This is a genomic window from Paenibacillus sp. FSL R5-0912 (assembly GCF_000758605.1).
GTDB lineage: Bacteria > Bacillota > Bacilli > Paenibacillales > Paenibacillaceae > Paenibacillus_AQ.
On the sequence record NZ_CP009282.1, the window covers coordinates 7,707,815 to 7,718,525 of the forward strand.

At 46.4% G+C, this 10,711-nt stretch carries 10 protein-coding genes; all 10 read right to left on the reverse strand.

Translation table 11 applies throughout. From position 1 onward, the window contains the following. Positions 1-42: 42 nt before the first annotated feature. The 10 genes from R50912_RS32885 to rpmH all read right to left on the reverse strand — a co-directional run bounded on the left by R50912_RS32885 (position 43) and on the right by rpmH (position 10,060). Entirely contained in the window at positions 43-885 is an 843-nt protein-coding gene (locus R50912_RS32885; RefSeq protein ID WP_042218719.1) for a ParB/RepB/Spo0J family partition protein, read from the reverse strand. Beyond that, positions 878-1,639, reverse strand: coding sequence for a ParA family protein (locus tag R50912_RS32890; protein ID WP_042140602.1), 762 nt, complete (start codon positions 1,637-1,639; stop codon positions 878-880). The genes R50912_RS32885 and R50912_RS32890 overlap by 8 nt, the downstream gene beginning before the upstream one ends. Before the next feature lie 210 nt (positions 1,640-1,849). After that, positions 1,850-2,665: a nucleoid occlusion protein gene (gene noc, locus R50912_RS32895; RefSeq protein ID WP_039295780.1), complete on the reverse strand. Its 816-nt coding sequence runs from the start codon at positions 2,663-2,665 to the stop codon at positions 1,850-1,852. A 448-nt stretch (positions 2,666-3,113) separates the two neighbouring features. Further along, positions 3,114-3,836 (reverse strand): 16S rRNA (guanine(527)-N(7))-methyltransferase RsmG, encoded by a 723-nt coding sequence (gene rsmG / locus R50912_RS32900; protein ID WP_042241235.1) that lies wholly within the window; start codon positions 3,834-3,836, stop codon positions 3,114-3,116. A gap of 3 nt (positions 3,837-3,839) precedes the next feature. Next, complete coding sequence (gene mnmG / locus R50912_RS32905) at positions 3,840-5,726, reverse strand: tRNA uridine-5-carboxymethylaminomethyl(34) synthesis enzyme MnmG (protein WP_042241237.1); 1,887 nt, start codon at positions 5,724-5,726, stop codon at positions 3,840-3,842. Between the two features lie 15 nt (positions 5,727-5,741). Further along, positions 5,742-7,118, reverse strand: a complete 1,377-nt coding sequence (gene mnmE, locus R50912_RS32910) for a tRNA uridine-5-carboxymethylaminomethyl(34) synthesis GTPase MnmE (protein WP_042241239.1) — start codon at positions 7,116-7,118, stop codon at positions 5,742-5,744. Positions 7,119-7,314: 196 nt separating this feature from the next. Continuing rightward, entirely contained in the window at positions 7,315-8,049 is a 735-nt protein-coding gene (gene jag / locus R50912_RS32915; protein WP_042241240.1) for an RNA-binding cell elongation regulator Jag/EloR, read from the reverse strand. After that, positions 8,046-8,990, reverse strand: a complete 945-nt coding sequence (locus R50912_RS32920) for a YidC/Oxa1 family membrane protein insertase (protein ID WP_042241243.1) — start codon at positions 8,988-8,990, stop codon at positions 8,046-8,048. The genes jag and R50912_RS32920 overlap by 4 nt, the downstream gene beginning before the upstream one ends. 85 nt (positions 8,991-9,075) lie before the next feature. Continuing rightward, positions 9,076-9,426: a ribonuclease P protein component gene (rnpA, locus tag R50912_RS32925; protein ID WP_042140607.1), complete on the reverse strand. Its 351-nt coding sequence runs from the start codon at positions 9,424-9,426 to the stop codon at positions 9,076-9,078. A gap of 499 nt (positions 9,427-9,925) precedes the next feature. After that, a complete protein-coding gene (gene rpmH, locus R50912_RS32930) occupies positions 9,926-10,060 on the reverse strand; it encodes a 50S ribosomal protein L34 (RefSeq protein WP_039295761.1) in 135 nt (44 codons plus the stop codon). Positions 10,061-10,711: the final 651 nt, after the last annotated feature.

Sequence of the window (10,711 nt, forward strand, 5' to 3'; positions counted from 1 at the left end):
TTAGGGATATCTCAGGATATGTTTTCGGCATAAATATCCAAATCAGTTCCCAAGCAACTCCAGTAGTCTTTCCAGGTCTTGGGCGCTGTAATAATTTAATTCTATTTTGCCTTTTTCCTTACCTTGCTTAATCTTAACAGTTGTTTTGAACCGTTCCCGCAACACTTCTTCAACGTTATCAATATAAGGATCGCGTTTGACCACCTTAGCTTTGATTCCATTAGCGGGTTTGCGGTCGAGGTTTTTCACTACCTCTTCCAGTTCTCTTACACTCCACTGTTGTTCCACACACTGTCCGGCTAATTGCTTTATCGTCTCCGGATCTTTCAGCGCTACAATTGCCCGGGCATGACCCATAGAAATTGTTCCACGTGAAACATAATCCTTCACTTCCTCCGGCAGACTAAGCAGTCGCAAGAAGTTGGCAATATGGGATCTGGACTTCCCCACCTTTAATGATAGCTCTTCTTGGGTAAGAGCGAATTGATCCATTAGCCCTTGATATGCAACCGCAATTTCCATTGCGTTTAGATTCTCACGCTGCAGGTTTTCAATCAGGGCAATCTCCATAACCTGTTGGTCGCTCAAGCTGCGGACCACCGCAGGGATCGTTGCTTTGCCGCAATATTGGGATGCACGGAACCGGCGTTCACCGGCAATGATCTCATACCCCTTCAATACACTGCGGACAATGATTGGCTGAATAACCCCATGCTGTCGGATTGATTCAGCCAGCTCCTGAATAGCCTCTTCGTTGAAATCTTTACGCGGCTGATACGGATTGGCTCTTAACTGAGACAAAGGTATCTCTACAACCTTATCATCCTCGTTAATAGATAAAGAAGGTATTAAAGCATCCAAGCCTTTGCCTAAGCGCTTACTCATAAGAAATCACTTCCTTTGCCAACTCTAAATACACTTCCGCTCCTTTAGAACGGGAATCATAAGTAATAATAGATTGTCCGTGTGAAGGAGCTTCACTCAGACGGACATTACGCGGAATAATGGTTCTATATACCTTCTCCTGGAAGTATTTTTTCACTTCTTCAATCACTTGAATCCCCAGATTGGTCCGGGCATCAAGCATAGTGAGCAGTACCCCCTCTATCTTAAGGTGAGGGTTAAGATTCTTCTGCACCAGTCTTACGGTGTTAAGCAGTTGGCTTAGCCCTTCAAGTGCGTAGTATTCACATTGAATCGGTATAATGACTGAATCCGCTGCTGTCAGAGAGTTAATGGTAAGAATGCCCAATGATGGAGGGCAATCGATGATGATGTAATCATAATTCGCCTTGACCGCATTTAGAGCCTTCTTCAGCTTTAGTTCTCTGGATATGGTAGAGACTAATTCAATTTCCGCACCCGCTAATTGAATAGTCGCCGGTATGATATGAAGGCCCTCGATTTGGGTCTCCAATATAGTTTCCTGCGGGTTTGCTTCATTAATAAGAATATCATAAATGCAATTTGCTACATCCGCTTTGTTGACGCCAACGCCGCTCGTAGTGTTGCCTTGCGGATCAATATCAACAAGCAGCACTCTTTTCCCTAAAGTAGCCATACCGGCACCCAGGTTTACAGAGGTTGTTGTTTTACCGACCCCGCCTTTTTGATTTGCTATGGCAATAATCTTGGACACTTATTTCACCTCGAATTGTTAGAAAGAATCATCTTGTAGGGTCATGAGTTGTATTATCATAATGATAAGTATACTACGGCATCACATGTGCGGGAATTGTAGACAAATATACATTAACTTATCCATAAACTGTATGTGTGATAACGTCTGGAGCTAGTCATAGAAAAGGCGGCCAATCACCTCAGGGCCGCCTTCAGCTTTTGAAACCATTTATCTTTTTGGGATTTGAATAACAATCTCATAATGATCGCCACGGTCATTCTCAGAGGTCTTGATTTCCATCCCCGAACCGGACACCATGTCTATGGATTGGCGAATTGTATTAAGGGCGAGACGAACATCTTTTGTATAGGATACCCGTTTTGATTTCTTAGTCTGTGTAACAGCTTTATAGAATGCAATACGTGCTTCTGTTTGCTTCACATTGAGCTCTTTGGAGATAATCTCAGCCAGCACCTTCATCTGCATCTCTTCACTGTCCAGAGACAAAAGCGAACGCGCATGACGCTCAGTGATCTTTCTTTCCATCAGTGCAACTTTGACTGCCTCCGGTAAATTCAGCAAGCGGATTTTGTTGGCAATCGTTGACTGGCTTTTACCAAGCCTTTGAGCCAGACTCTCTTGCGTCAGTTGATGCAGATCAATCAGCTTCTGATAGGCGATTGCCTCTTCAATAGAAGTAAGACCCTCACGCTGTAAGTTCTCTATCAGTGCAATTGAAGCTGCTTGTGAATCATTGAATTCGCGCACAAGAGCTGGAATAGTCTCCATGCCCAGCTTTTTGACCGCCCGCCAGCGTCTTTCACCGGCAATGATTTCATACTGGGAATCACGCATACGCACAACGATCGGCTGGATAACTCCATGAGTTTTGATAGTCTGGCATAACTCATCTATCTTGTCATCATCAAAAATCGTCCGTGGTTGATATGGACTGCTGATGACCTCATGAACCGGGATTTGTTTGATCTCTTCTCCGCTGCTCCGCTCGGTAAATCCAAAAAGCTTGGTGAATTGTTCTTTCATTCCGTTCATAACCACCTAATTTCGTTATAGTACGATCCTTCTAACCTTTCTTGCGAAAAGCCTATCGTACAGCGTAAGAAAAGCATCTATCCGATTCATAGTCGCTTTTCTACAATTAAAGAACAGATCACTGATCAGCTCAATAATTCAAGAACAGCCTGGCCATATTTCTGACCTCCAGCTCTCTACAACCAAGGTAGTGACAGAGTAGCAGAAGAGTCTTCTCTATAAAAAGTCTTACTATAGTATTCTATCACTTTTCTGCTCATAATCCTATTCTCCATATAGACCTATTTTTCCTGCCTAAAGGTCCCCTCAGGTCCCCTAATTCACAAATAAACTCAATATAGGACATATACCACAAATCTCATAAAAAAAGATCAAGCCCATTCTGCATGAGCTTGATCTGGTTTCGCAAATATGATTTTGATTGTTTCACGTGAAACAATTATACAAGAGGCGACTTAGCTGGTACGCCTGGCTTACGCGGATACTTCGCTGGTGTTGCCCCGGTCTTACGTACGAGAATAATATGCCGGGCGGATTCTTCAACAGGCAAGCTGAAGGATTCCACCTTCTGCAGCTCAGCGCGAAGTTCCTTGAAGCTGCGTTTGGCTTCTGCCAATTCCTCAGCCGGGTCGCTTCCCTTCATTGCGGCGAAGATTCCATCCTTACGTGTGAACGGAAGACAAAACTCATTCAAAAGAGATAGGCGGGCAACTGCACGGGCAGTCACCACATCATAAGCATCACGGTGGACAAACTGTCTGGCGACATCCTCGGCACGTCCGTGGATCAGTTGTACGCCCGTCAGGCCCAGGGTATCACATACATGCTGCAGAAAGGATATCCGTTTGCTGAGTGAGTCTACAATCGTCAGCTTCAGATGCGGGAAACAAATCTTCAGCGGAATTCCAGGGAAACCTGCTCCTGAGCCAATATCGGCGAGACTCTTGGTTTCGTTCATATTCAGATAGAAGGCCAGAGATAGAGAGTCGTAGAAATGCTTCGTATACACCTGACTTCTTTCCGTAATACCTGTAAGGTTCATCTTCTCATTCCAGGAAATCAATTCCTGGAAGTATAGTTCGAATTGTTCTAATTGCTTCGTTGAGAGCTGTAGTCCGCGCTCCTTGAGCAGAGCGGTGAACTGGGCTGCCGTATTATCCATAGATTATCCTTTCGCCGCTGTCACACGGTTATAATGCTCCAAATGCACCAGCAAAATCGAGATATCCGCCGGTGTTACTCCTCCGATGCGTGAAGCCTGGCCAATGGAGATGGGTACGATTTTGGTCAGCTTTTGCCGGGCTTCCATCGCAAGTCCATGAATCTCATTGTAGTTGATATCTTCAGGGATCTTCTTCTTCTCCATCTTCTGCAGCTTCTCAACATGCTGGAGCTGTTTCTCAATATATCCGGCATACTTTATCTGAATCTCAACCTGCTCCTTCATATCTTCGTCCATTTCTTCTGGGGCAGGCGATATCATATCTACGAAGCTGTAGGCAAGCTCCGGACGGCGCATTAAGGTCAGCAGATTGCTTCCGTCAACAATCGGTGCAGAGTCATACCCGGCAAGAGCTTCATTTACTTGAACAGGTTTAACCTTCGTTTCCTGCAGGCGGATGATTTCACGGTCCACCCGTCCCTTTTTATCAAGGAATGCCTCGTATCGTTGCTCTGGAATAAGTCCGATCTCATAACCGATTGGAGTCAGGCGCAGATCCGCATTATCATGACGGAGCAGCAGCCGGTATTCCGCACGCGAAGTCAGCAGACGATAAGGTTCATTGGTTCCCTTGGTGACCAGATCATCAATCAGCACACCGATATAACCCTGGGACCGGTCAAGCACCACCGGCTCCTTTTCCTGTACTTTACGCGCTGCGTTAATGCCTGCAATTACACCCTGCCCCGCAGCTTCCTCATAACCGGAGGTACCATTGATTTGTCCGGCTGTGAACAGTCCCGGTAACCGTTTGGTTTCAAGGGAAGGCCAGAGCTGTGTTGGAACCATCGCATCATATTCAATAGCATAGCCGTTACGCATCATTTCAACCTTTTCCATGCCGGGAATGGAACGCAGCACTGCCAGTTGTACATCCTCAGGGAGGCTTGTAGACAGACCTTGTACATAGTATTCCGATGTGTTTTTTCCTTCAGGCTCAAGGAAGATTTGATGCTGTGATTTATCGCTGAACCGCACGACCTTATCTTCGATCGATGGACAATAGCGAGGACCTGTTCCTTCAATAATTCCGGTAAACATCGGTGCCCGGTGCAGGTTGTCATTAATAATCTGATGTGTGACCGGTGAAGTGTAAGTCAGCCAGCAAGGCAGCTGTTCATTATCTGATGACTTGGTTTCAAAAGAGAAAAATTTCGGCTTATCATCACCCGGCTGAATTTCTGTCTTGGAGAAATCAATCGTATCCTTGTGCACACGCGGCGGAGTACCTGTCTTAAAGCGGACAAGATCGAATCCAAGCTCACGCAAATTCTCCGACAACCGTACGGATGGCTGCTGATTGTTTGGTCCGCTCTCATAAGTCAGTTCACCCATAATCACTTTGCCGCGCAGATAGGTTCCGGTCGTCAGAATAACAGTTTTGCTGTGATATACGGTTCCGGTCTTCGTAATGACCCCGGCGCAGCGGCCGTCCTCAACAATCAGTTCTTCTACCATGCCTTGGCGCAGGGTCAGGTTAGGTGTCTTTTCCATCGTTTCCTTCATCGCATGCTGATAGAGGAACTTGTCCGCCTGTGCACGAAGTGCATGGACAGCAGGTCCTTTCCCGGTATTAAGCATCCGCAGCTGAATGAAAGTCTTATCTATATTGCGGCCCATTTCCCCGCCCAGCGCATCAATTTCACGCACTACATGGCCCTTGGCTGGTCCGCCAATGGATGGATTACATGGCATAAAGGCCACCATATCCAGGTTAATCGTGATCATCAGTGTGCGGCAGCCCATCCGTGCAGCAGCCAGAGCCGCCTCACAGCCGGCATGTCCGGCGCCAATGACGACAACGTCATAGCTGCCTCCATCATAATTCATAACTGTTACCTCCTTTTATTTACCTAAGCAGAACTGCGAGAAAATCTGATCCAGCAGAGAATCCGCAGCCGTATCTCCAATGATCTCACCGAGCTGCTCCCAGGCAAGGCGTACATCGATCTGTATCATATCTATAGGAATAAGCATCTCCGCCGCTTCGTAGGCATCCTGCAGTGATCTGTGTGCCTTCTTGAGCAATGCTATATGTCTTACATTACTTACATAGGTTAAATCACCTGATTCCAGCTTGCCTCCGAAAAAGAGTGCCGAGATCGCCTCTTCCAGTTTATCCAGTCCTTCCTCTTCCAGCACAGACATCGGTACAATGCTCGATTCGTCAAAAAAGGAGCTCAGCTTATCCGTATCCAGACGGGACGGTAAGTCCATTTTATTCATGATGACCAAGGCTTGTCTACCGTGGATTTGTTCCATCAGTGCCAATTCATCCTCATGGAGCTCATCGTTGGCGTTCAGCACCAGCAGAATCAGATCCGCATCGCTAAAAGCCGCCTTCGAACGTTCCACACCGATTCTTTCTACCACATCCATCGTTTCACGGATACCGGCAGTGTCCAGCAGCTTCAGCGGGATATTATTAATCGTAACATACTCTTCTATTACATCACGCGTTGTTCCCGGAATATCGGTTACAATCGCCTTGTTGTCGCGGGCAAGCGCGTTAAGCAGGGAGGACTTGCCGACATTAGGCCGGCCCACAATTGCTGTTGTGATCCCTTCGCGCAGAATCTTTCCTTCATTAGCTGTACGAAGCAGCTTGTTAATGCCTTCCATAACCTCTTGGCTCTTGTCCTTAATGAAATCGGCAGTTAAGGACTCCACATCATGTTCCGGATAATCAATGTTCACTTCAATATGAGCCAGCATCTCAATAAGAGTGTGCCGAAGCTCATGAATCCGTGCGGATAGAGAACCGCTAACCTGCTTAAGCGCAACCGAGAAGGCCCGGTCCGATTTGGAACGAATCAGGTCGATAACAGCCTCTGCCTGCGAAAGATCAATCCGTCCGCCCAGAAAAGCACGTTTGGTGAATTCCCCCGGCTCAGCCAGCCGGATATCCTGCTGCAGCAGCAGGTCCATCACTCTTCTTACAGAGATTACGCCGCCATGGGCACTGATTTCCACTACATCTTCCGTTGTAAAAGAACGCGGTCCCTTCATGACCGTAACCAGCACTTCTTCCATCCGCTCCCCATCCAGCGGACTTACAATATGTCCATAATGTACAGTATGGGATTCAGCTTCCGTAAGGGGGATACGGCTTTTGAACAATGGAGCAACCTGGCTGATAGCCTGCGGTCCGCTAACCCGGATGATGGCAATTCCGCCCTCGCCCAGAGCCGTCGATACAGCAGCAATAGTGTCACTAAGCATGTTGTTATTCACCTCTGGATTGATCTTTTCTTATTTGTCTCTTCAAGTGGAAACGGTTAAGCCGTCCTTCCAAAGGACGGCATCCGTTTCAGCGCGAAATATAAGGGTAATATATTGCGCGAACCATATAAATTCTTATATTTCAAAAAAACAATGACCCCTCGCATAGGTCAAGGAGTCATTGCGGCATATAGATCTACTTCAAAGTTATAACGACGCGGCGGTTCGGTTCTTCACCCTTGCTAAGCGTGTTTACCTGCCGGTGATCTTGTAATCTGGAATGAATAATCTTGCGTTCCTGCGGGGACATGGGTTCCAGGACAACCTCTTTACGGGTCCGAACTACACGTCCCGCCAGCCGATCCGCCAATTCCTCAAGCGTCTTCTTGCGGCGTTCACGGAAGTTCTCCGCATCCAGCACAAGGCGGATGAAGCTGTCGGAATAGCGGTTGGCAACAATATTAGCCAAATACTGCAGAGCATCGAGAGTTTGTCCTCTTCTGCCGATCAGCAGCCCGAGATCCGGGCCGGATATTTGCAGAACAGTTGATTCTTTGGTATGAACGATTTCAACTTCCACCTCGAGCCCCATGCTCTTGGCGACATCCACAATGAAATGAACGGCCTGCCCGTAAGCTTCCTCCACCGGTTGTCCGGAATCCTGGCGTGGTACGCCGCTGATCGCCTCTGGTTTGCTCTCTCTTGTTGACTGCTGAGACAGTAGCGGAGCACTCGCCGCTGATGCCGGTGCGGCTTCAGAGATCAAGGTTAATTCTACCTTGGCTCCCTTTGCACCGATCAATCCAAGGAATCCTTTTGACGGCTGTTCAAGTACGTTGACCGTTACCCGGTCCTTCTGAACTCCAAGCTGGTTAAGTCCCCGTTCTACAGCTTCTTCAATGGTTTTCCCTGTCGCGACGACTTTGCTCATTTTGACTTTTTGACCCCCTTCTTACCTTTGCTGCTATTGCCTTTTGCAGCAGGAGTAACATCTTTGCGGGCGTTATTGTTGCTGTTCTTGCTCTTCGTCAAATTCACTTCTTTGGCTTTGCCGTTACCTGCAGTAGCGGAAGCGGTGGCACCGGCAGCTGCAATAGCCGCTTTATGTTTATCATTGTTGCGGTACAAGAAGTAGTTCTGAATAATGGTGTACAGATTACTATAGAACCAGTACAGCGGAAGCGCGGACGGGAAGTTGTAGGACATGATGAAAATCAGAACCGGGTATACCATCATCATGAACTGCATTGGACCCTGCTGTTGTACCGGGTTCATTTTGGTCATCATACGAGTCTGAATGAATGTCGTAGCAGCGGCAAGAAGCGGCAAAATGAACAGGTGATCGGGCTTGCCGAGCTGTAGCCACAGGAAGTCATGCAATCTAAGATCCGGATTGTAATAGATCGAGTTGTACAGGGCGATGAAGATCGGCATCTGCACGATCAGCGGCAGACAGCCTGCCATCGGATTTACCTTGTTCTCCTGGAACAGGCGCATCGTTTCCTGCTGTACCTTTTCGGGCTCATCTTTATATTTTTTCTTAATCTTCTCAAGCTCCGGTTGGATGGCCTGCATCGCACGTGAACTCTTAACCTGTTTCATGGTAAGCGGCAAAATTAACGTACGCACAATGATAACCATTACAAGTACGGCTAATCCGTACTGGCCATTAAACCACTTCGCAAAAGTATCCAGTGCAATGGCGAAATAATAAACGACATTACTTTGCCAGAAGCCTCCATTTTTCAAATCCTCCGTAGTGTGCGTCACTGTTGCCGCAGACGGAGAGCATCCCGACAGAACAGCGATCATTAGAACCATTAACCCGAGGAGAAGAAACATTTTTCCTCGCTTAGTCTTCATTAGAGACACTTCAAAACCCCTCTCATAAACATTCCATTGCACCGTAAATCATAACATAATTATGGATACAAATAAACAAGCCCCTGTGTCCCTCTTACTTGTGCAAAGCCTTGAGCAGCTTGGCTTTGCGAAGCACATGCAGCACACTTTTCTCGAGCTCGCCGTAATCCTTGGAAAGCGCTCCTTTTCTTACGATGAACACGATGTCCAGACCCCCGATAATTTCCGGCTCATGGTGACGGACAATTTCCTTTACCAGCCGTCTCATCCGGTTGCGTACCACGGCGTTTCCAACCTTCTTGCTGACAGATATACCTACGCGGAAACGCTCCACCTCTTTTCTGGGAAACCAGTACACCACATATTGATGATTCGCAAATGACTTCCCATGGCGGTATACGCGGCTGAAGTCGGCACGGTTTCGTAATCGTAGACTTTTGTGCACGGGACTCTCCTATTCAAATACCGGATTTCGCGTAAGCTCCGGAATTTCATCTTCTAATTAGTATAGTCATTCAGGTGATGCCATAAACGGCATCCGTTTCAGCGGAAAGATAAGGCTCCTTAAGGATGCAAAGCGTATACATTTTTATCTTTCAAAAAAAGCCCCGCAGTAGCGCTATCTTCCTCTGCAGAGCCATACTTTTATTGTTGCAGCTGCAGAATAACAGTGGTCCTCCCGCTCTGAGGAGATGCTGCCAATTCTGTGCTATATATAGAAGGAAAAAATGATAGGCGTCCTCTTCCTTCCTTATATATCAAAAAAAACCCCGCAAAGTGCGGCTCTATAGTGAAGCCTGATCCGTAACTTTTGCGGGGACCCCATGTAAAATAACCCCACAAAGTGGGGCTTTGCTTCGATGATTACTCAAATATTTATGGGGACCCATTGAATTCTCATCTTGTAAAAAAGGACCACCGCAGTGGTCCCTAAGTGGCCTAACTTACGCACTCAAAACTTTTCTGCCTTTCAAGCGGCGGGCTGCCAGCACTTTGCGGCCGTTTTTCGTGCTCATTCTTTTGCGGAAACCATGCACCTTTTTGCGTTTGCTCACATTCGGTCTGAACGTCGGTCTCATGTATTGCACCTCCCTTACAGGAACTTAATTACTGTCATATAAGCAGAAACGGACTAAGCCGTCCTTAGAGTAGGGACAGTATCTACAAGTATTATCAATTAAATTTGGAGACATATCCTCACAGAAAACACCTTTATATATTTAAACACATAATCAAGGCAAAAGTCAACCTTGTCCCCTTCCTCCCTCTTTTTTATTTCTCCACAGTTCTCTTCAGCAGCTCCGCCGCTATCCCCAGCCTGCTTAATCCCCATGAATTTTCGTCTCTGCGTCTTATCCACAGTTCTTTTATTCCAAAAAGTAATCCACAGAACATTATAGTTATCCACTTGTGATCAAAAAAAATAGTCGACTGCTCACAACTGAGCACAACCTGTGTATAAAAATATCGAAGCCATGACGTAAACTGTCGAACGGTAAACAATTTATCAACAATATGTAGTGGTGTTCTTAAAAATTATACACAAGTGATTGAATTTGTGGATAAAATAGCGTGGCTCATTGAAAAACAAGGGGGGTTTTGCTATGATAGTATTACTTTTGAATGTGAATAGATTTGTTTGTTCTCTATATTATCAACAAGCTGTGGATAAAGTTGTGAACAATTCAAATTTATCCATATTTTTTTGTCTCTTGATATTGCATATTGGG

Excerpts from the sequence above, each read along its gene's own strand:
- noc (WP_039295780.1), bottom strand. The coding sequence starts at position 2,665 with ATGAAAGAACAATTCACCAAGCTTTTTGGATTTACCGAGCGGAGCAGC.
- jag (WP_042241240.1), bottom strand. The coding sequence starts at position 8,049 with ATGAGCAAAGTCGTCGCGACAGGGAAAACCATTGAAGAAGCTGTAGAA.
- rpmH (WP_039295761.1), bottom strand. The coding sequence starts at position 10,060 with ATGAGACCGACGTTCAGACCGAATGTGAGCAAACGCAAAAAGGTGCAT.
- mnmE (WP_042241239.1), bottom strand. The coding sequence starts at position 7,118 with ATGCTTAGTGACACTATTGCTGCTGTATCGACGGCTCTGGGCGAGGGC.
- rsmG (WP_042241235.1), bottom strand. The coding sequence starts at position 3,836 with ATGGATAATACGGCAGCCCAGTTCACCGCTCTGCTCAAGGAGCGCGGA.
- R50912_RS32885 (WP_042218719.1), bottom strand. The coding sequence starts at position 885 with ATGAGTAAGCGCTTAGGCAAAGGCTTGGATGCTTTAATACCTTCTTTA.
- mnmG (WP_042241237.1), bottom strand. The coding sequence starts at position 5,726 with ATGAATTATGATGGAGGCAGCTATGACGTTGTCGTCATTGGCGCCGGA.